The 21,865-nt window shown below is 45.0% G+C and carries 20 protein-coding genes; 3 read left to right on the top strand and 17 right to left on the bottom strand.

The features are described 5' to 3' along the window. Positions 1-7 precede the first annotated feature (7 nt). Positions 8-403, top strand: a complete 396-nt coding sequence (locus tag PAENI_RS02965; RefSeq protein ID WP_149644195.1) for a hypothetical protein — start codon at positions 8-10, stop codon at positions 401-403. Between the two features lie 286 nt (positions 404-689). Beyond that, positions 690-1,550: a YitT family protein gene (locus PAENI_RS02960; RefSeq protein ID WP_188114457.1), complete on the top strand. Its 861-nt coding sequence runs from the start codon at positions 690-692 to the stop codon at positions 1,548-1,550. A gap of 728 nt (positions 1,551-2,278) precedes the next feature. Here PAENI_RS02960 and PAENI_RS02955 read toward each other — a convergent pair. From PAENI_RS02955 to PAENI_RS02940, 4 genes are all read right to left on the bottom strand, one after another. Then, positions 2,279-2,566, bottom strand: a complete 288-nt coding sequence (locus tag PAENI_RS02955; protein ID WP_042187408.1) for a stage VI sporulation protein F — start codon at positions 2,564-2,566, stop codon at positions 2,279-2,281. Positions 2,567-2,632: 66 nt separating this feature from the next. Further along, positions 2,633-4,684, bottom strand: a complete 2,052-nt coding sequence (gene recG / locus PAENI_RS02950; protein ID WP_149644193.1) for an ATP-dependent DNA helicase RecG — start codon at positions 4,682-4,684, stop codon at positions 2,633-2,635. Between the two features lie 9 nt (positions 4,685-4,693). Continuing rightward, positions 4,694-5,557 (bottom strand): DegV family protein, encoded by an 864-nt coding sequence (locus PAENI_RS02945; RefSeq protein ID WP_042187404.1) that lies wholly within the window; start codon positions 5,555-5,557, stop codon positions 4,694-4,696. An 84-nt stretch (positions 5,558-5,641) separates the two neighbouring features. Beyond that, positions 5,642-7,426: a DAK2 domain-containing protein gene (locus PAENI_RS02940; protein WP_149644192.1), complete on the bottom strand. Its 1,785-nt coding sequence runs from the start codon at positions 7,424-7,426 to the stop codon at positions 5,642-5,644. A gap of 191 nt (positions 7,427-7,617) precedes the next feature. On the opposite strand from PAENI_RS02940, the gene rpmB reads away from it, so the two are divergent. Then, entirely contained in the window at positions 7,618-7,806 is a 189-nt protein-coding gene (rpmB, locus tag PAENI_RS02935; RefSeq protein ID WP_042187400.1) for a 50S ribosomal protein L28, read from the top strand. Between the two features lie 108 nt (positions 7,807-7,914). On the opposite strand, the gene spoVM is transcribed toward rpmB, so the two are convergent. From spoVM to gmk, 13 genes are all read right to left on the bottom strand, one after another. Beyond that, entirely contained in the window at positions 7,915-7,995 is an 81-nt protein-coding gene (spoVM, locus tag PAENI_RS02930) for a stage V sporulation protein SpoVM (RefSeq protein ID WP_020431362.1), read from the bottom strand. Between the two features lie 176 nt (positions 7,996-8,171). After that, positions 8,172-8,837, bottom strand: a complete 666-nt coding sequence (rpe, locus tag PAENI_RS02925) for a ribulose-phosphate 3-epimerase (RefSeq protein ID WP_076282910.1) — start codon at positions 8,835-8,837, stop codon at positions 8,172-8,174. A gap of 3 nt (positions 8,838-8,840) precedes the next feature. After that, positions 8,841-9,746: a ribosome small subunit-dependent GTPase A gene (rsgA, locus tag PAENI_RS02920; RefSeq protein ID WP_042187397.1), complete on the bottom strand. Its 906-nt coding sequence runs from the start codon at positions 9,744-9,746 to the stop codon at positions 8,841-8,843. Positions 9,747-9,846: 100 nt separating this feature from the next. Beyond that, positions 9,847-12,093, bottom strand: coding sequence for a Stk1 family PASTA domain-containing Ser/Thr kinase (gene pknB, locus PAENI_RS02915; RefSeq protein ID WP_149644191.1), 2,247 nt, complete (start codon positions 12,091-12,093; stop codon positions 9,847-9,849). After that, positions 12,093-12,866, bottom strand: coding sequence for a Stp1/IreP family PP2C-type Ser/Thr phosphatase (locus PAENI_RS02910; RefSeq protein ID WP_149644190.1), 774 nt, complete (start codon positions 12,864-12,866; stop codon positions 12,093-12,095). The genes pknB and PAENI_RS02910 overlap by 1 nt, the downstream gene beginning before the upstream one ends. A gap of 6 nt (positions 12,867-12,872) precedes the next feature. Next, positions 12,873-13,913, bottom strand: coding sequence for a dual-specificity RNA methyltransferase RlmN (gene rlmN, locus PAENI_RS02905; protein WP_042187390.1), 1,041 nt, complete (start codon positions 13,911-13,913; stop codon positions 12,873-12,875). 151 nt (positions 13,914-14,064) lie between these two features. Next, positions 14,065-15,459, bottom strand: coding sequence for a 16S rRNA (cytosine(967)-C(5))-methyltransferase RsmB (rsmB, locus tag PAENI_RS02900; protein WP_149644569.1), 1,395 nt, complete (start codon positions 15,457-15,459; stop codon positions 14,065-14,067). A 77-nt stretch (positions 15,460-15,536) separates the two neighbouring features. After that, positions 15,537-16,472, bottom strand: a complete 936-nt coding sequence (fmt, locus tag PAENI_RS02895) for a methionyl-tRNA formyltransferase (protein ID WP_149644189.1) — start codon at positions 16,470-16,472, stop codon at positions 15,537-15,539. A 4-nt stretch (positions 16,473-16,476) separates the two neighbouring features. Continuing rightward, entirely contained in the window at positions 16,477-16,962 is a 486-nt protein-coding gene (gene def, locus PAENI_RS02890; protein WP_042126884.1) for a peptide deformylase, read from the bottom strand. 84 nt (positions 16,963-17,046) lie between these two features. Beyond that, the gene (priA, locus tag PAENI_RS02885) at positions 17,047-19,578 is read right to left on the bottom strand and encodes a primosomal protein N' (RefSeq protein WP_076299453.1); all 2,532 of its coding nucleotides are present in this window, start codon (positions 19,576-19,578) and stop codon (positions 17,047-17,049) included. After that, the gene (gene coaBC, locus PAENI_RS02880; RefSeq protein WP_149644188.1) at positions 19,578-20,813 is read right to left on the bottom strand and encodes a bifunctional phosphopantothenoylcysteine decarboxylase/phosphopantothenate--cysteine ligase CoaBC; all 1,236 of its coding nucleotides are present in this window, start codon (positions 20,811-20,813) and stop codon (positions 19,578-19,580) included. The genes priA and coaBC overlap by 1 nt, the downstream gene beginning before the upstream one ends. A gap of 229 nt (positions 20,814-21,042) precedes the next feature. Next, a complete protein-coding gene (rpoZ, locus tag PAENI_RS02875; RefSeq protein WP_036686188.1) occupies positions 21,043-21,243 on the bottom strand; it encodes a DNA-directed RNA polymerase subunit omega in 201 nt (66 codons plus the stop codon). Between the two features lie 52 nt (positions 21,244-21,295). After that, positions 21,296-21,865, bottom strand: coding sequence for a guanylate kinase (gene gmk, locus PAENI_RS02870; protein ID WP_076299454.1), 570 nt, complete (start codon positions 21,863-21,865; stop codon positions 21,296-21,298).

Here is a 21,865-nt window from a genome sequence, read left to right as displayed (position 1 = left end):
TATTTCGGTGCAATATATAGCGCGCTTGTCACTACTTTGGTTTCTTCGTATAGTCCTAATTCTGGGAATGATGTTTTCTTTTCCACCGGTTTGGTCTGGAGGATTATTCACTACGGAGCAAGAATCAACGACAACCGAAATTGAACGCTTCGAGCGAAAGTTTATAGCTCCCGTAAGGACGGTACCCCAAATAACTCCTCAAATAGGAGCCATCAAAATAACTGAACAGTGGGGAACTAAATCTATTGCGGTAGCCGCGATACTCCCTGTGCTTTCTTTTGTATTCCGTCCTGTGATCTATAAATTCTTGCTTCGACTGCGACTGTACCTGTTAAAATTCACTTCTCACTTTCTAATATCACGCAATGCGAATTTCATCTCTATCTTAAATGATTGTTACTGAGGGTCATTTAGAACTTCCATTGATAAAAATTCGAAGAAAGCGAAATAATTATAAGACACCTAAATGTAGGCTAGACTTTCATGGATTATAGAGAATCGGATTTAACGAGAATCGGTAAAAATTTGTTATGCAAACTTACTTCTAGCATAGGAATCAAAATGGATCTATAAATTATTGGATACAGTATATAAATTAAAGAAGTGACATGCTGTTAAAATTATCCCAAAAAGCTGTCGCTACCTACGAAATGAATAAAGTTGTTTCCCCTGCTAAAGGAGGAAAAACATTGCAGACTAAGACAACACAACATAAACAATTACGTAAAAATTCAGTATTCCGAGTTCTAACCGTTATTGCAGGAGCACTACTTGCCGCAGTAGGATTAGAGTTATTTCTCATACCACATGGGCTTGTAGTTGGTGGAATCACAGGTTTATCGGCATTATTCGCTCATACCACTGAAATGCGGCTGGGATTGTTTCTTTTTCTATTCAATCTACCTTTTATTTTCATGTCTCGAAAGCAAGTGAATCTTCGCTTTGCTCTGTATACTGTTCTAGGATTAGCTTGCTTGACCATCGCTTCTCTTGCTCTACACCGTTTTCCTGCAGTGATTAGTGATCCTTTACCTGCTGCTATGGCAGGTGGCATCTGTTTAGGACTCGGTATTGGTATATCTGTCCGATTTGGTGGTGTGAACAAACATGCAAGTGATCAAGGATATTCACTTCTAAGTGGTGGACCGCCAAAGTCAACCGAAGTCGTCATCATGATTCTGAACTGTGCTATTTTGCTTATAGCAGGCACACTATTTGGCTGGGAGCAAGCCATGTACTCCATTATTGCTTACTTATTGGCCTTCGAAGGTGTGAGATTCTCACTCCGAGGGTTATCCGATTCACGCGCTGCATGGATTACCAGCAATAGTTGCATGGATATCCAGGAAGCTCTCGAAAACTCATTAAATCGAGAAGTTGGGCTTGCTGAAGGCTCCGGGCAAAATGGAGAGCTGAGCACATTGTTTTGTCTCATCAACAAAATGGAAGAACATCAATTGCGGACCATTGTTCTTAATTGTGATCCTGACAGCCAAATTGTGCTCAAATCAGCTGCCAGTGATCAAAGATTGAGTAACCTGCCATTATAACTAATAGGGCAGTACGATGAGTAAGATAAGTATGGTGAGTACGGTGAGTAAGATGAGTACGTCTTCTTTGTTTGAAGGTAACCTTTATGATTCCACGTAATAGAAATAGCGTTTCTCCCGTGTATGGGGGGAGCGCTACTTTTGCGATATCAGCCGGAGTTGGGAAATGGACTCTAAAGAAACTTTCATGAGCCTCCTTTAACATTTCACAATGACAATGAAAATGACAATCAAATTGCGATCATGTTATTCAGCCATTATTCGCTAGAATAGCGAAATCCTGCAAAAATACATCTTTTTGCACAGATATCCGCTCTATTAAGTCCAAATCCTGCAAATGTACAGGAATATCCTCATTTATGGCTCGAAAGCTTCTTCTGATGCAAGAATTCCTGCAGATTTGCAGGAATCAATACTTTAACCCTCCTCGTATCATCTAAAGATGTACTATTGCAGGATTTTCGCCGGAAAATTATTGGTTAGTCTACATTCGTCAGTCAGCATTGGTCAGTCAGCACTAGTCAATCTACGTTCGCTAGTCTACGTTCGTTTATCAACGTTAATGAGCCAGTGTTAGTTTGTCTGCTTTTCCCTAGAATTCATCCTTAGATTAACAAAAAAAGAGGCTGTCTCAAAAGCAGCATTCACTACTTTTGAGACAGCCTCTACTCCTTTAGCTAGCTGAGAATTAGACCTAAGATCTAGCCTATACTCGCTAGCACACTTTCCTAACGGAACATTCCCCACAAACGGATCAAGTGGAAGGTGTTGTTTGGATCAATTTTCTGAGCGATAATAAATTTCACAATTTGGTCTTCCTGCGTCGAGGTCAATTTCTCGTTCAGTACACCTGATGCATTCCGTACCAACCTGCGAACAACTGCCGTGTCCTGTAGCTCTTGTTTCGAGACGCCGTTAATCATATTTTTAATACGATCTTTGACAGTCGCGTTTTTCATCTTCAGCTTGATGCGTTCCACGAGCTGAGGGCTAATTCCGAATTGTTGATAACCCAAGTGTAGCACCTCCCGTCATATCCAATCTTTCACAGTATATGAGGCTTAGGAGCTAGATGTGCCTACTTAGTCAATTAATTCCCCTTGGAAAATTTGCTCGCCTTGTAAATAATGCCGAAGAGGTGCATATTCAGGAGATGTCCAGAACTTCTCATCCTTAAGCAGCTCTGCCACATCATCACGCGCCTGCTCCAGCACTTCAAAGTCAGCCGTCATATCCGCCAAGCGAAACTCCGGTAATCCACTCTGCTTGGTTCCAAAAAAATCACCTGGACCACGCAGCTCCAAATCTCTCCGCGAAATCTCAAATCCATCATCGGTGTCCGTCATGGCAGTCATTCGTTCACGCCCGATTTCAGATTTCGGATCAGCCACTAGTACACAATAAGAGGCATGCTGACCTCTACCAACCCGTCCACGAAGCTGGTGCAGCTGTGATAATCCGAACCGGTCTGCATCCATAATAATCATCAACGTGGCATTAGGAACGTCTACACCCACCTCTACAACCGTTGTGGATACTAAGAGTTGCAGTTCATTGTTGTAAAATGCTCGCATCACTTCATCTTTTTCAGCTGGAGACATCTTTCCATGCAAAAGCCCAACTTTATAGTTAGGAAAAGCTTGGCTCATTTGAATATGTAAATCTATAGCATTCTGTACATCCAGTTTCTCCGATTCTTCAATGAGCGGACAGATCAGATAAGCCTGACGTCCCAGCTCTATTTCACGCTTAATCAGATTTAGGACACGATCCATGAGATCATGCTTGACCCAATAACTAGTTATTGGCACTCGGCCTTTCGGTCTTTCCGACAGCGTGGATACATCCATATCTCCAAAAACAGAGATCGCAAGTGTACGTGGAATAGGTGTTGCAGTCATCGTAAGTACATCCGGATTATATCCTTTACGCCGCAATACACCTCGCTGGTTTACACCAAACCGATGCTGCTCGTCCGTAACTACAAGACCCAGATCACGGAAAAATACATCCTCCTGAATCAATGCATGCGTCCCTACAACAATATCGAGCATCCCCATTTGTAGTGAAGCTAACAATTCTTTACGTTTCCGTCCAGTTACACTCCCTGTTAACAGACCAACCGTAATTCCAAACGGCTCAAACATCTTCGTAAGTGAACGCATATGCTGCTCTGCTAAAATCTCAGTGGGCACCATAAGCGCACCCTGAAAACCAGATCGCACGGTGGCAAAAAGCGCGACGGCAGCTAGTACCGTTTTGCCGGAACCCACATCACCTTGAAGCAGTCGATTCATGCAATATGGTGATCGCAGATCATGTAAGATCTCCAGCTCCACTCGTTTCTGAGCATCTGTAAGCTCAAAAGGTAAGCTGCGAACAAACTGGCGCACGGTTGCGTTATCTACGGTATGAACTACACCATCCATCCTACCGCGATTGAGTACCCGGAATGCCTGCATCTTCAACTGGAACAGAAACAACTCCTCATACACCATCCTGCGGCGTCCCTGCTGCCCTTCACGCGTATCCTCTGGCCTATGAATGGTAGCAATCGCCCGTTTACGGGGCATAAAATCATATTGCCGCATAATAGAATGTGGTAGTATCTCGGGAATTAAATCTCCATACTGTTGAAGCGCCTGATTAATGCTTTTCCTGATCCACGACTGCGTGATCTTTCCACCGATGGAATAGACCGGCTGTAGAGTCCCTGTCTTCCCTTCCCCACGATCGGGAAATTCAAAATCCGTCACTGTAATTTGATTTCGCTTCTGATCCCATTTACCTGTGAGTACAATTTCTCTTCCCACAGTAAGTTGCTCACGCACATAATGACGATTAAACCATGTAGCTGTGAACATCCAAGGCTCCGCAACCATTTTACAACTAAGTCGTGACTTGCCTCCAAAACGTTGCAGTACAGGGATACCGATTACTTTAGCCTCTGTAGTCACTTTATCCCCATGTTTGGTTTCACTCAGCGAGCGCGGGCGATAATCCTCATAACGGAACGGATAATACTCTAACAAATCCTTTACTGTAAAGACGCCAAAGGCGTGAAGCTCGCTTTGCTTTTGAGCACTCACGCCAGTTATGTTTTTTACTTCAATTTGATTTAATGACAGTGTCATATTCATCCCTCATTTTGCAGGCCAAATGAATACAGCTAACGTACCGTTTCCGACATGGCTGCCCACGACAGGGCCGACGTTCGTCAGCACTTTCTCTTCTAGTGTAAAATGTCCTGACAGCTCTTTCAGGAACTCTTCACCGGAAGCCGGTTCAGCCGTATGACCCACGGCCACATTGATTTTGTCTACACCTTGAATATCCTTCTTAAATAATTCAATCATACGGGCAATAGCCTTCTTACGGCCTCTAACTTTCTCCACCGCATATATTATTCCTTCTGCATCAATAGACAGGATCGGCTTAATATTAAGAAGCGTTCCCAGAATGGCCGAGGCCTTTCCGATTCTCCCGCCTTTTTGTAAATATTCAAGTGTATCTACCAAGAAGTAAAGCTTACGAGATTGGCGCAGACTTTCTACAGCTTCAAGAATCGCTTCGGGACTCTTATCTTCAGCAGCCAATCTGGCGGCTTCCACCACCATAAATCCAAAACCGTAAGAAGCGGAGAGAGAATCTACTACAGTGATCCCTTCTCCCTCTTCCTCCAACATCGATTTAGCCAATAGTGCTGATTGGTACGTACCGCTTAGTCCAGAAGAAATATGAAACGAAAGGATAGGACTTCCCGGGTAACGTTCCAAAATATCTCGATACACATTCATGTATTCAACCGGTGAGGGTTGAGAAGTAGTCGGCAACTGTGACGAGCGGGGAAGTCGCTCATAGAACTGCTCCGGCGTCATATCCAGATTGTCCCGGAAAGCCTCTTCGCCGAACATCAAGGTCAAAGGGACGACCTCAATGCCATACGTTTCCGCCATTGCTGGCGGGATATCAGATGTGCTGTCGGTGACGATAATGGTACGATTCATGGATTATCTCCCCCATACTATAATTTTGCCAACTACGTAATTAGCAAGTTGCTCCTGAACTGTTATAGAACCCTCAGCATCTACCTATGGCTCTACGGAGAAAAGATAATAATAAAGGGGTTGGCCACCCTCATGAATCTCTACTTCCACATTCGGATAAGTCACTTCCAGCCACTCGCTTAAGGAATCTGTGACCTCAGAATCAGTTTCTGCTCCAATAAGGATCGTAACGATTTCATCGCCATTCTCAAGCATGTTGGACAGCAGCGCCTGACTTGCAGCTAACAGATCATCTGCGGCAGCGACAATTTTGGAGTTCGAAATTCCGATAAATTGCCCGGATTTAATCTCCAGATCATCAAAGCTCGTATCACGGACAGCATTTGTTACTTGTCCCGACTTGACCTGTGAGATTGCTTCTAGCATGTTCCCAGAATTAGTCTCCACAGAATCCTCTTCTTGGAACGCAAAGGCTGCAGCGATTCCTTGAGGAATGCTTTTACTTGGAATAACCGTAATCTCACGTTCGCCCTCCAAGAGATCTTTAGCTTGCTGAGCGGCAAGAACAATATTGGAGTTATTCGGCAGAATGTATACATGCTTCGCAGATATAGAAGAAATCGCGTTCACGAAATCCTCTGTGCTAGGGTTCATAGTCTGACCTCCAGCTAGGACAACATCCACACCGAGGCTTTTGAAAATATCTGCAATCCCAGCGCCTGATGATACTGCGATGAATCCGTAAGGTGCCAAATCATCTGCTGGTGGTTCGGCTGGAGCTGATTGTACCCGGCTCTGTTCATCCGGCATATCGGCGAAAACATCTGGCATAGGTGCAATATCCATCCCTGCAGTTAACAAGTCACGGTGTTGCTCACGCATATTGAGAATATGAATCTGCGTAATTTCCCCATAGAGAAGTGCCAGATTCAAAACTTCACCTGGAGCCTTGGAATGCACATGCACTTTAATGGTTTCATCATCCGAAATTACAATAATGGAATCACCATTTACTGACAACGCTTTCCTAAAGGTTTCCTCATCAAAATCCGTTCTCACGTTACCACCTAACTGGCGATTAATGAAGAACTCCATATCATATAGAAATTCTATGTCCTCTGTAGAAAGCTGTGATTGTGCAGAAGACTGTACAGAAGACAGTTCGCTTTCAGGTTTCTTTAACACCGGTACCGGTGTTGGCACGACTGGTGCCTGAGGTTGTCCTTTTACAGGTTCAGACACACCGGAGCTTCCGCTCGTCAGATGCTGGTGAAACCCTTCATAAATATAGACCAGTCCTTGACCACCAGAGTCTACGACACCGACTTGCTTCAAGACAGGCAATTGTTCCGGTGTATAGGCTAAGGCTTCCTTTGCTTTGGCCAATACCTCTGTCATGAGCTCTGTAACATCTGTAGTTCGGCGAGCATAGTAGACAGCATGTCTTGCAGCCTCTTTAGCCACAGTAAGAATAGTTCCTTCTACAGGCTTTACAACTGCTTTATAGGCTGCGTCCACTCCGCTTTGCAGTGCAGCAGCAAATTGCTGTGTGTTTAGCTCATCATGTTGAGCTGCAGATCTGCTAAATCCTCTGAACAATTGAGATAAAATAACTCCGGAGTTCCCCCGTGCGCCCATTAACAAGCCCTTAGAGAGTACACCTGCACATTGACCGACAGACATTGTATTATTTTTCTTCAATTCATTCGAACCTGCGGTCATCGTCAAATTCATGTTAGTTCCGGTATCTCCGTCTGGAACCGGAAAAACATTTAGGGAATTGACGTGTTCTGCATGCTGTTGCAGCTTATCCGCTCCAGCCAATACCATAGCGGTAAAATCTGTTCCGTTTATAGAACGCTTACTCAATTGAGAATTCCCCTTCCTAACTTCATGCCTAATCATTCTATGATTAACAGGACATAATGCACTAATTTACATTGTACTATAAGTATTAAAAGAAATAAATGTTTTTGAATCGGTTGACGTAGCAAAATTTGCTGTGATATTATAGATAAGTATTGTTTTATGCAGGTGTTAGGAATAAGGAGGTGTAATCTATGTCCCGCAAATGTGCAGTAACAGGCAAGAAACCGAGCAGCGGTAACAACGTGTCTCACGCAAATAACCGCAACCGTCGTACTTGGGGAGTTAACGTTCAGAAGGTCCGTATCCTCGTGAACGGTAAACCAAAACGCGTGTACGTCAGCACCCGTGCTTTGAAAGCCGGTAAAGTTGAACGCGTTTAGTCTTTTGCAATTTTAAAGACCGAGCGATCACTCATATGAAGCAAAAAGCACCCTTTACATTTGTAAGGTGCTTTTTTTCATGTTTTCTTTTCTGTTCCAAGCCCAAGATCAACTCTTCTGAAATGTGTTCAAAATCGCTTTAACAAAACCTCCCAAAAACCTTGGCAGCTTAAACGTGTAAAATTTCATGGTTTACCCTCCCATCAATTCATGCCGTACGCAGGAGACTTTCTTCTTGTTCTAACGGTAACGTACTGCAGTCCTCCCTGCCAAAACAAAAAAGGCTACATGAGATTTCTGCTCATGTAACCATATTTATGCGTCGAGGACTTGGCCTATACCTTTAGTCGTAATAGCCTATTTTTTTAACGAAGTGCCGCTTCCGCTGCTTCTCGAATCTCAAGGATCGCTGCAGCACGATCACTCCGGCCAAAAACTGCATTTCCTGCAACCAAAACATCCGCCCCTGCACTGACAACCAATGGCGCTGTAGCTTCCGAAACACCACCATCGACTTCAATAAGTAGATCTGGATTGACTTCATTCGCCCATTCTCTAATTTGAGTAATTTTGCGCAAAGTGTTAGGAATGAATGCTTGACCTCCAAAGCCAGGATTGACGGTCATCACGAGAATCATATCCACATCCTCAAGCACCTCACGCACCGCTGATGCCGGAGTGCCAGGATTAATAGCTACTCCTGCCTTAAGACCCAATTCCTTGATCTGATGCACCACACGGTGTAAATGAACGCAAGCCTCAGCGTGAACAGTAATCACACTAGCGCCTGCGGCAGCAAAATCAGAAATATAACGTTCTGGAGACTCAATCATTAAGTGAACGTCTAGTGGAAGCTTGGTATGTAACGAGACCGCTTTTACGATTGGTGGACCAAGCGTTATATTCGGCACAAAATGACCGTCCATTACATCCACATGGATCCAATCCCCGCCACTGACCTCAGCTTCTGCAACCTCTGAACCTAAACTTGCGAAATCGGCAGACAATATAGATGGTGCTATTCGTATCATGACTTAGTACCTCCGCTTTTTATCTTTCATTTCATTAAAAAATAATTTGTAATGTTCATACCGGCTATCAGCGATATTCCCAGCTTTCCATGCCTCGATGACTCGGCAGCCTGGTTCATGCTGATGACTACAACCACGGAATTTACAATCCCCAGCATAGTTTGCAAATTCACGGAAACAAGTAGAGAGCTCTTCAACCCCAAGCTCAAGAAAATCAAGCTGACTAAAACCAGGGGTATCCGCTACAAAGCCCCCCCCGCCAATATCCATCAATTCTACATGGCGGGTAGTATGACGACCACGGCCCAGACGTAAGCTGATCTCACCTGTCTCCAGTTTAAGTCCTGGCACAATACGATTCAATAAGGTCGACTTTCCTACCCCAGATTGTCCGGCAAATACACTAATACCACCAGTAAGCCGCTCTCTTAGTTCATCACTGCCAGCTCCTGTAATTGAGCTTGTAACCATCACTTCATAACCAATATCCTCATAGAGCTCTTTAACATACTTAGTGGCTTCACCATTATCATTAGCCAAATCCTGTTTGGTCAGAACGATTAAGGGCTCCAGTCCCGAGTGCTCAATATGAACTAGGAACTTGTCCAATAGATTCAGGTTCATATCAGGCTCCCGCACAGAAAATAATAGAACGGCAAGGCTTACATTCGCTACAGGTGGACGAATTAACTCAGATTCTCTAGGGAGAAGCTCATCCACCATCCCTTCACCATGCTCAGTCAGCATATAGATCACGCGGTCACCTACAAGAGGAGCGATCCCCTTTTTCTTAAGTATGCCTCGGCCTCTGCATTGAACTGAAACTTCCTCTGTTGCAATTAATCCTTCACGAAGCGGTTTTACGTAATAATATCCGCTTAACGCCTTTACTATTATTCCTTCAGGCATACATAGTGAGCCTTCCTCTCCTGATTTTGCGAAAATGACCCAAGTTTGAAAATCCCCGGGTCACTTCGCTGCCACAACTATTCAAGCACTTCTGCCCTGATTAGTTATCGCTTTTATCTTTAGATTTATCCTTGCCTTTATTGTTGTGCTTATTATTGCCATTATTAGTCGATTCACTATTTATAGAACTATTGTTTACGAACCCTGTCTGATTCACCGCCCCGTTATTCCCTCCATCATTCTCTGAACCCGAACCTGGCAAGATCTCCGGTTCAATCGTAGGTTCAATTGTAGGCGTAGGTTCAGCAGAAGGTGTTGGAGTTGGCTGTGGCGTTGCTATAACTGGTGGCTCAGGTTCCTGAACTGTTCCGTTCTTCGCATCAATATATGGGATCACATAAGTGTCTAAAAGCACACCATCTCGGGTAACAATAACAGAGCCATCTTTATTCGGAGCAAGCACTAGATTAACGGACAGCACTTGACTCTTTCCAATGGTACGCGTTCCCCAATCTTGTTTTTCACCATTATTGCGCGCATCAACGAATTCAATTCGAATCTTGCTCTTCTTTCCATCCTGTGCAGGAGCTACTGGTACATTAAAGGTATAATTCAGGGCTTCAGGTGGATAACCTGTACTTAAGTAAATCGTAATCGCTGTTCCAGGTGGAACAGAGGTACCTTTCTCATAAGCCCAAGTTTTCGTTACCTTACCTTCATCAACTGTGAAGCTGGATTCTTCCTTTACATCTCCGAGGTCCAGTTTGGATTCTTCCAAAAGCGCCTTAGCTTCACTCTCCGTCTTACCGATGAGGTCTGGCATCGTGACACTTTCTTCTCCTTTGCTAACGTAGAGGGTGATTGAAACCGTCTCTGGATCAAACTCGCTGTCAATGGCTGGGTCTGATTTTACAACCTTACCCACCTCCATATTTTCATCGAAGAGAGGTTCATTCTTAATTTGATTCTGGGGTATACCCTTTGCTATTAGCGCTTTAACCGCTTCGTCAAAACTTAAATTTGTAACATCTGGCATCTTAGTTAATGGTTTCGCCGTATTCACAGTTAGTATTAGGGAGGCTCCCTTTTTCACTTTGGCGTCCTTTTCCCTACTTTGCTTCATGACCACATTCTCTTCGAAATTCGGACTGTAGTCATACAGTATAGGATCAGCAACCTCAAGCCCCAAATCCTCAAGTTCAGTCTTCGCTTGTTCCAGCTGTTTACCGACCACGTAAGGAACCGATACCTCAGGAACAACTAATTGGGATTTAACGTACCACACGAGACTGGCCATAGCCAGCAGTAACACTAAAGTTAAACCAATCCATAATGCAGGTTTAGTCCATTGTTTTTTACCTTTTTTCACAGGTACCGGATCGTCATCATCATCTTCATCATTATCCATCCGGTCGTGGCGATGATTACGATTTCCATTGCTTCTTTGGATCGGTTTAATCGCTGGTATTACCCGCGTTCGATCCTCGTCTTCCTCATCGTTAAAAAGAACTTTTGCTTCACTACGGCGCTCCGGCAACAAGCAGGTTTCTAAATCCTGCAGCATTTGCTTTGCAGACTGATAACGCTCTTCCGGATTTTTACGCATTGATCTTAGAATTACATTCTCAACGCTTTGCGGAATAAGTGGATTTATCAGCCTTGGCTCTTCAAACTCTTCTTGCAGATGCTTTAGAGCTACGCTAATCGGACTCTCCCCTAAGAATGGAAGACTTCCGGTAAGCATTTGATAGAGTACAATCCCTAATGAATACAGGTCGGATTTCTCTCCTGTTGAGACACCTTTAGCATGCTCTGGTGAGAAATAATGAACGGAACCTACTACAGAGCCTGTCTGAGTAATGGTAGTAGATGTTACCGCACGAGCAATACCGAAATCCGTTACCTTCACCCGGCCATTGCGCCCGATCAATATATTATGTGGTTTAATATCCCGATGAATAATTTGATTCTGATGAGCGTGATCAAGTGCATCACAGATTTGTGAAGCGATCCTTACGGACTCGTCAACCTGTAATGGCGCTCGTTCTTTTATAATTTCATTAAGATTCTTGCCCTCAATATATTCCATGACAATATAATGAATTTCGTCTTCTTGTCCTACATCGTAAATACTAACCACATTCGGATGCGACAAAGATGCAGCTGATTGCGCCTCACGCCTAAAACGGCGGATAAATTCCTCGTCATGAACAAATTGATTACGCAATACTTTGATGGCGACGTTTCGGTTTAAAAGAATGTCATGTGCTCTATAGACGAGCGCCATTCCACCTCCGCCGATCCGTTCGATGACTTGGTAACGGCCGCCCAGTTCGTGACCGATCATCAATCCCACTCCTTTGTTTCGGGCACAGCGGCCTCTCCATGATGTTCTAACAAAGCGACGCTAATATTATCGCCGCCGCCAGCAAGCAGTGCCAACTGAAGTAAGCGGTCCGCTCTTTCCTCTAACGGTATCTCATGTATTCCCGCTACCTTGCCCAAATGCTCATTGTTAACAAAATTACTTAAACCATCACTGCAGAGAAGCAAAAGTTCCCCAGGTAGCAGGGTAACAGGGGCTAAATCAACCAGCACCTCAGCATCTGTTCCAAGTGCTCTCGTCAGCACATTCCGTCTCGGATGATTATCTAATTCCTCCACACTGATCTGACCGTTCTTGAACAGCTCATTGACTAGCGTGTGATCTTCGGTTAATTGAACTGCTGCACTGTCCTTTATTAAATAGGCTCTGCTGTCTCCGATATGGCCAATATATCCGTTTGAACCATTCATCAGGGCAGCAACGACAGTAGTACCCATATTGTGGTACTTATCGTCGCTGGAAGCCTCCTTGAAGACAGTGCTGTTAGCTTCCAAAATAGCAGCTGATAACGCATCACGCAGTGCTTCGTCCTGAAGCTCAGGCTGCAACCCGTCTAGGGTATTCCTCATCGTCTCCAAAGCAAGCCTGCTCGCGGTTTCACCAGCCTGATGTCCACCCATCCCATCGGCAATTATGCCGAGTGTATAACCGTGGCGCGTCGCGCCGATCCAGACCGAATCCTCATTGACAGAGCGCACTCGGCCAATATCGCTGGCATGAACTGTTCTGATCAAATATCCTCACCCCAACTCCATATGTTTGGCACGCAGCTGTCCGCATGCGGCCGCGATATCATGGCCTTGCTCACGGCGAATGGTAACATTCACGCCGTTGTCAGCCAAAATACGTTGAAACTCAAAGATATCATTGCGTGAAGTACGTACATATTTCCGCTCTGGCACGTGGTTTACTGGAATCAAATTGACGTGGCATAGCATGTTCTTAAGCACACCTGCTAATTCCTCAGCATGCTCCGGCTGATCATTCACCCCGCCGATCAATGCATACTCAAAGCTGACCCGTCGCCCCGTCTTAGCTTGATAATAACGTAAAGATTCAATCACATCATCAAACGGAAAGCGGCGGTTAACTGGCATTAGCTTCGAACGCAGTTTGTCGTTAGGTGCATGAATCGATATCGCCAAATTTATTTGTGTATCTTCTTCTGCAAATTTATAAATGCTCGGCACAATCCCGCTAGTGGAGACAGTAATATGCCGTTGTCCGATATTTAGACCTTTCTCATGAATCATAAGACGCAAGAATCTCATTGTTGCATCATAGTTCTCAAACGGCTCACCAGTACCCATGATAACAATACTGCTGACACGTTCACCCCGCTCATCCAAGATCTGTTGAGAGCGTACAACCTGAGCTACAATTTCACCCGCTGTCAAATCACGTTTCAATCCACCAAGCGTAGAGGCGCAGAAAGTACAGCCGATTCGGCAACCTACTTGAGTTGTTACACAAACACTATTTCCATAATTATGTTTCATGATAACTGTCTCGATCGCATGATCATCATGCAATCCAAACAGGAATTTTACTGTTCCATCTTTCGATTCCATTTTAGTAATCTCAGTGAGCGCTGCAATGGAGAATTGCTCGTTCAGCTTCTGACGAAGTCCTTTAGACAAATTGCTCATGGATTCGAAGTCACTTACACGTTTTACATACAACCAATCAAAAATCTGTCCACCACGAAAAGCAGGCTCACCGTTATCTTTCGCCCACTGCTGTAACTCTTCTAAAGAAAAATCATATATTAAAGGTTTCATTATTATTAGCACCTGTTCTTTCATAAGGATATGCGTATTATTTCTCATTCTTCCTATTTTAACACAAATTTCAGAGACGGTAAAAGAAATAGCCCGCCGTACGTTAGCCCGGCGGGCGGAAGATACAACGATTGTCAGTAAATTTGCTATATTACAAGACTCTTTGAAGCTTGGAGATATAGAACCCATCACTGCCATAATGATGTGGCAATAACTGAATCCCCTCACCTACAGCCAGTGCAGTACCTTCCAATCTCCCCCACAGCGGGGAAGCAAATGTTATAGAAGTGAAATCAGGATTTTGCTCCAAAAAGGCAGCTACAACCTCACTATTTTCCGTTTGCTCAGTCGTACAGGTACTATAAACCAGAACACCACCCGGTTTCAACAGTTTAGAAACCGACTGCAGCAGCTGACCCTGCAGTGATGCTACACTTGCAACATCCTCAGGCTGCTTACGCCATTTGAGATCTGGCTTACGGCGGATTACACCAAGCCCAGAGCAAGGCGCGTCCAAAAGAATTCTATCGAAGGAATGATGCTCTAAGGTAAGCTCCAGCTCCAGTGCATCTGTACTGCCTGTTACTACGCTTTCGAGACCTAACCGTGCAGCTTGATCCGAGATAAGCTTAGCTTTATGTGGATGCAGATCGTTAGCGAAAATAGATCCTTCATCTTTCATCAGCTCGCCCATATGGGCCGTTTTGCCCCCAGGCGCGGCGCAGCAATCAAGCACTCTCATTCCAGGCTCAGGTGCAACAGCTTCAGCTACAAGCATGGAGCTTTCATCCTGAACAGATAGATATCCATCCCGGTACCAGGATGAAAGAGCCAGATTACCGCCGCCTTTTACAACAATACCATAAGGACTTACTTCAGAAGCAGAAGCTTGCAGACCTTGTTCAATCATCTGACTCAATAGGGCTTCACGGTTAATCATCGTAGTATTTACGCGTACACTGACAGCGGGTGGCTCATTGTTAGCAGCGCAAATAGCTTCCGCAGTGTCAACACCATACTCCGTAATCCAGCGTTTCACTAACCATATAGGATGGGAATACTGAATAGATATCCGTTTCGCAGGACCCAATCCATCAGGTATTACCGGCAGATTTCCAGCGCGCAGCACACTACGAAGCACGCCATTAACCATACCCGAAATTCCTTGATGGCCCTTTTTCTTAGCTATATTAACAGCCTCATTTACAGCTGCATGAGATGGTATGCGATCCAGGTACATAATTTGATATAAGCTTAGACGCAGTAAATTACGCACCCAGGGCTGCAATTTAGCGATTCCTTTGCTAACAAATTCCTCGAGCACATAATCAAGTGTATTCATCCGAGAGATGGTACCATAGACAAGCTCTGTAACTAGTCCAGCATCTTCTCTGCTAAGTGCAGACTTCTGCAGACTGCTGTTCAGCAATAAGTTGCTGTAAGCCCCTTGTTGTTCGACTTTAACCAGGATATCGAGAGCGATATCGCGGGCAGAAGCTGTAGCAGCTTTACCTTTATTTCCGCTACCGCCCTTTTTACCACTCACTGCTTTATGATCGTTACTATTTTTATTACCAGAGTTATGACTTACTCCTGATCGGCCCGCACCGTTACCGCCCGCGCTCAACCTAGCACCGTCCCTGGTTTCATGACACCGCCACGGCTAAAATCCGCAGCGCTCATCGCTTTTTTACCAGCAGGTTGAACCGTAGTTAGCAGCAGACTTCCGTCTCCTGTCTTAACCTCGACACCATGTTCAGTGACCGAAAGTACCGTTCCTGGCGCACTATCAGTTGATTTCTGCTCAGCAGGAATTTTTGAAGCCCATACTTTGAAGGTCTCTCCATTCCAAAGCGTAAACGCACCGGAAAAAGGTACTAATCCACGAATTCGATTATAGTTATCACGTGAGCCAGCGTTCCAATCCAAACGCTCATCCTCACGATTTAGGTTAGGAGCAAAGGTCGCTTGACTGTCGTCTTGCGGAGTCGCTTGAACAAGGCCGTTTACTAATCGCGGCATTTCAGACTTCAAAAGATCACGTCCAGCAAGGCTAAGCTTCTCGAACATCGTGCCGGAAGTATCCTCATCCTCGATAGCCACCTCGACGCGCGAGATCATATCTCCAGTGTCAAGTCCTTCAGCCATATACATCAAAGTAACGCCGGTAACCTTCTCACCGTTAATGATACTACGTTGAATAGGTGCGCCACCCCGGTATTTAGGAAGTAGTGAACCATGAACATTCACACAACCATTACGCGGCAAATCCAATACGGCTTTAGGCAAAATTTGACCATAAGCAGCTGTAACAATCAGGTCAGGCTCATATGCAGCTAGCTCTGCGACAGCCTCAGGTTTGCGCATCCGTTCAGGCTGGAGCACAGGTAAACCGAGAGATAATGCGGCTTCTTTAACTGGTGAAGGAGCCAAGATCTTTTTACGTCCTTGCGGTCGATCTGGTTGGGTGACGACTGCTACAACTTCATAGCCTTCATCCATCAGCATTTGCAAGCTTGGTACCGCAAAGGCTGGGGTTCCCATGAATACAATCTTCATATCCTCACTCCTCAGTCTCATTGCGTTCAGCTGTCATCTCGTATACTTTTTCAGCGATATCGGTAAACAGTACTCCGTTCAGATGGTCAATCTCATGTTGAAAAGCCCGAGCAAGTAAACCACTGCCGGTAATGGTAATTTCTTTTCCCTCACGGTTAAGACCACGTACGGTTACTGTCTCTGCACGGCGTACATCACCATTCAATCCGGGAATACTAAGACATCCTTCAGGTCCTAGCTGCTCCCCTTCTGTACCGATGATTTCCGGATTAATCATTTTGATCAGCCCGTGCTCTTCATCCGCATCCACCACAATTAGGCGCTTCAAAATGCCAACTTGTGGAGCTGCCAGCCCTACACCTTCAGCGTCATACATCGTATCAGCCATATCATCTAACAATTTTTTAACATTAGGTGTAACTACAGTTACTTCTTTTGCTATTTTGTGCAACACTTCATCCGGTTCCTTAACGATCATACGTATCGCCATTAAAAACACCTTCCCGTTCTGTACATCTCTATATTTAGAGTTTATTGATCTAGCTCTTTTTTTACATTGTAACATGATAACGATTTACATCAACATTTGCGGATCAACATCAATGCTGATCTGAAGACCTGTATCCCGTACAGAATCCTCCAACTCCTCAGCCACTTGTCGAACAAGCCCTATCACATCGATGGCGCCGCGCCATTTTATCATACATTGGAATCTATATCTACCCTTTAAGCGAGGGATTGGAGAAGCTACGGGACCTAACAGATCTAGTACATCCGTGGTTAGCTTATCTAGACTCCCATACCATCTTAGATTTCTGGCCTTCCCCTGCAGATTCATAGCGTAATTCTCTGCCATCCGGAGTAGTAGCGGTAACTGCTCATGGGATAATGTAACGAGTATCAGTCTGCAATAAGGCGGATAATGTAGCCCTCTGCGATGCTTCAGCTCTTCCCTTACAAAAGAGAGATAGTCATGCCCACTAGCATGAATAATAGAATAATGCTCTGGTGTATAGGACTGAACAACGACCTCACCCGGAAGCTGATGCCGACCTGCTCTTCCAGCAACTTGTGTAAGCAATTGGAAGGTCTTCTCCGCTGCACGAAAATCTGGCAAGTTCAACGCTGAATCTGCTGTAATTACGCCAACAAGAGTTACGTCAGGAAAATCCAAACCTTTTGCTACCATCTGAGTGCCTAGCAGTACATCCGCTTTTTTGTCTCTGAATTGATTCAGCAGCTTCTCATGCGAACCTTTTTCTGTCGTTGTATCCACGTCCATACGAATCACCCGTATCCCAGGGAACAACTTACCAAGCTCTTCTTCCACCCGCTGCGTCCCCGTTCCGAAGAACCGGATATGCTCACTTCCACACTCTGGACAAAGCTTAGGTGCCGGTTCAGCATGACCACAATAATGACAACGCAAATTGTCACTACGACTATGGTACGTTAATGAAATATCACACTCGGGGCAGCCTGCTACATATCCGCAACTCCGGCACATAACAAACGTCGAGAAACCTCTACGGTTAAGCAATAACACGGTCTGTTCTCCACGTTCCAGTCTTTCAGCCAATGCAGCATGAAGCTTTCGACTGAACATCGAGCGATTACCTTCTTTAAGCTCTTCCCGCATATCCACGACATTTACCTTCGGTAGTTCGTTACCAAGCGCGCGGGTAGGCATCTCTAGAAGGACTGGTGAAAAATGAATATCACTCTGCGCTCTAGCAGCATGATAGCTTTCTAACGATGGCGTGGCGGAGCCTAAAATCACGGCTGCCCCACACTGTTCGGCTCTGCGAATCGCTGCATCACGGGCATGATATTTCGGATTTTCCTCCTGCTTATATGAGGTTTCATGCTCTTCATCCATAATAATCAAACCTAGGTTAGAGAACGGGGCAAACACCGCTGAACGGGCGCCAACGGCAACCGTAGCCTTTCCTTCACGGATTTTGCGCCACTCATCGTAACGTTCGCCAACAGATAAACGGCTGTGCATTACCGCGACACCACTTCCGAAGCGCCCTTTAAAGCGCTCCACCATCTGCGGCGTTAATGCGATTTCTGGGACGAGCACTACGGCCTGTCTACCCTGATCCAGACAACGTTTGATACATTGCAAATAGATTTCTGTCTTGCCGCTCCCCGTAACACCATGTAACAGAAAAACTTCATGGAGCTGTTCTTCTAGCGTTCGTGAAATACGTGTGTATACAATCTCTTGCTCTGCTGTAAGTGGCAGAGGCGTAGTAGGCTTAAAATCACGTCCTTGATAAGGGTCGCGATAGACTTCGATTTCACTGATTTCGATAAAGCCTTTTTCCTCTAAACCCTTCACGGTACTTGCCGTCACTTGAAGTGCAGACAAGACTTCCTTAAGCGCCATTGGGAGTGTAGCTTCCCTTTCAATCAGAAAGCTAAGTACTTCCTTCTGTCGCGCGGACTTTTTGGGGAATTTATTCAACGCCTCACGAGCAGCCGTAATCCCTATCGCAAGATCTACTGCTTTTAGCTTCTTCTTGCCCATTTTATCTTTAATCGATTGGCTCTCTACAAGAACTCCACGTCTTAGCATAAACTTCACCGTCTCCGCAGCCTCCGGAAATGCACGGGTGAGCTGCTTCATGGAAACTTCGCCATTACGTCCAATAAACTCAGTAATTAGTCGTTCCTCATTCCCTGTATCTGCAAACATAGGGAATAATTCATCATCAGAAAATGCTGCTTCTTCTTCCACATCTCCTAGCGAAATCAGTCGTTCTGCCTTCCCTTTTAGAGCAGTGGGCAGCATCGCTTGCAGGGCTGAAATTCGTCTGCATGCATATCTTTTACTCATCCAGTCCGCTAGCTCAACTAATTCAGGTGATAAAGGCGGAAGCAAATCCAGCACCTCTTGAATAGCCTTGAGACCAGGATTCACTACTGTTTCACCTGACTCCAGAGAAACGACAAAGCCTTGCACCGTGCGGTGTCCAAACGGGACCGCTACTCGGCTGCCCACTTCAATCCATAACTTTAGTGATTCTGGAATACTATAATCAAATGGCCGGTCAGTGCTGCGTACAGGCACATCCACAATGACCTTGGCAATATCCATTATAATGAGGCTCCAGTAATTCGCTCTGCCACGAGCGTCAGCAAACGTCGAGCGACCTCATCCTTAGACAATTGTGGCAATTCGAGCACCAATCCATCTACATCATAAATCGATACAATATTCGTATCCGATCCGAATCCGGCTCCTGCAGCCGCTACATTGTTTGCAACAATGAGATCGCAGTTTTTGCGGACCAGCTTGTCCTTTGCATAAAATTCTGTGTTTCCCGTCTCCGCAGCAAAGCCGATCAAGAACTGCTTGTCTTTGTTCTTACCTAGCGTTTCCAGAATATCCGTTGTTTTTATAAGCTCAAGTGTCAGTGTATCTCCACTTTTTTTAATTTTGGATGGCTCACTTTGCTTAGGCCGGTAATCCGATACAGCAGCCGCCTTGATCATGATATCACAGCTATCCCACAGTGCAGTAACCGCATCATACATTTCTTGTGCGGATTGAACACGAATGACATTCATATCCGAGTCCTGCGGAGGCGCTTCATCTGTTCGCGCAGCAATCAAGGTAACCTCAGCACCCATAGCACGTGCAGCACGTGCCAATGCAAAACCCATCTTACCGGAGGAATCATTGGAGATATAGCGTACCGGATCAATCCGTTCTACTGTACCACCAGCTGTGATGACGATCTTTTTACCCTTGAGTGGACTAGACTTCACACTTTCTTGCAACGCAAAAAAATCCTCAACATTACTTACAATAGTTTCTGGTTCCTCTAAACGTCCTTTACCCACGTAACCACATGCCAGCAGACCTTCTCCAGGCTCAATAAACTGAATACCTCGTTTAGCGAGGGTATCCAAATTGCTAAGTACAGCGGGATGCTGATACATATGAACATTCATAGCCGGTGCCACCATTATAGGTGCAGTAGTAGCGAGTAACGTTGTGGATAACATATCATCCGCAATTCCGTGCGCCATTTTAGCAATAATATTTGCAGTTGCTGGTGCTACTATCACAAGGTCCGCCGAATCAGCCAAATCAATATGCGAGATGGAGGATGGGTCCCGTTCCTGGAATGTATCGCTATATACTCGTTGCTTCGACAGTGACTGTAGAGTTAATTCTGTAATGAACTGCTTTGCCGAAGCTGTCATAATGACATGAACCTCGGCTCCTTTTTGGACAAGCTTACTGGTCAGGGCTGCTGCTTTGTAAGCGGCAATTCCCCCTGTAATCCCAAGTAAAATAGTCTTCCCCTTCAAGCTCTTCAACATGATCTCCCCCCTGTTCCCTTCTCTTACAACGAATGATCTATTTCTTAAACTTCTTATATTTTGAGAAAAAAATAACAACCTTCCGGTTGTCAGAAACAGCCCGGTCTTGGGCTATCAGCATTCATTAAAGACCCATAATTGCTCCATAACCCAAGAAGAAACGGCATCGCCTAATAACAAATAGGCGGTATCCGTTTCTACAAAAGGTCATATCTAAATAGGCTTGAGACTACTCTTCACCACGGGTAAGCGTAATGCGATCTTCGTAAATTTCCTCAAGAGCAACACCGACGAATTTATGCGATCTAGGGTTCTTCACATCTGTCTTGCCACCCTCACGCAATTGTCTAGCACGACGTGCTGCGGCTACAACGAGCGAATACTTACTGTCAACCTTGGTCATCATTTCATCAATTGATGGATATAGCACAGGGACACCTCTTCATAGTTTACTGGTAATACCTTCAGCCTTGCAGCATTCATTATCTAACTTTACAATGTTCGGCGATAATAATGCTTTCTATTCTCTTACAGGCCAGATCAATCTCATCATTTACAACAGCATAATCATAATGCTGCATTAGATTAATCTCATCCTCCGCTACAGTCATGCGGTGATCGATCACATCTGGATGTTCCGTACCCCGTCCGCGTATGCGGTCCTTCAGCTCATCCATAGAAGGTGGAAGAAGGAACACAAAAATACCTTCAGGAAATTTTTCTTTAACTTTGAGAGCTCCCTGAACCTCAATTTCGAGAATAATATCTTTGCCGTTATTGAGAGTTCTCTCTACAAAATCACGTGGAGTACCGTAAAAATTACCTACGTACTCCGCATATTCAAGCAGTTGATCGGCTTCTATCATAGCCGAAAACTCCTCTTTGCTTTTGAAAAAATAATTCACGCCGTCTTCCTCACCCGCACGCGGACTGCGAGTAGTAGCAGAAACTGAGTAGACAAGTTCGGGCATCTTCGGTCGTAGCGCAGTACATACAGTACCTTTACCCACGCCGGAAGGTCCGGATAATATGATGAGCAATCCTTTTGACAT

It is taken from the genome of Paenibacillus sp. B2(2019), from assembly GCF_008370385.1.
GTDB lineage: Bacteria > Bacillota > Bacilli > Paenibacillales > Paenibacillaceae > Paenibacillus_AQ.
This window is presented reverse-complemented; position numbering and strand designations above follow the sequence as displayed.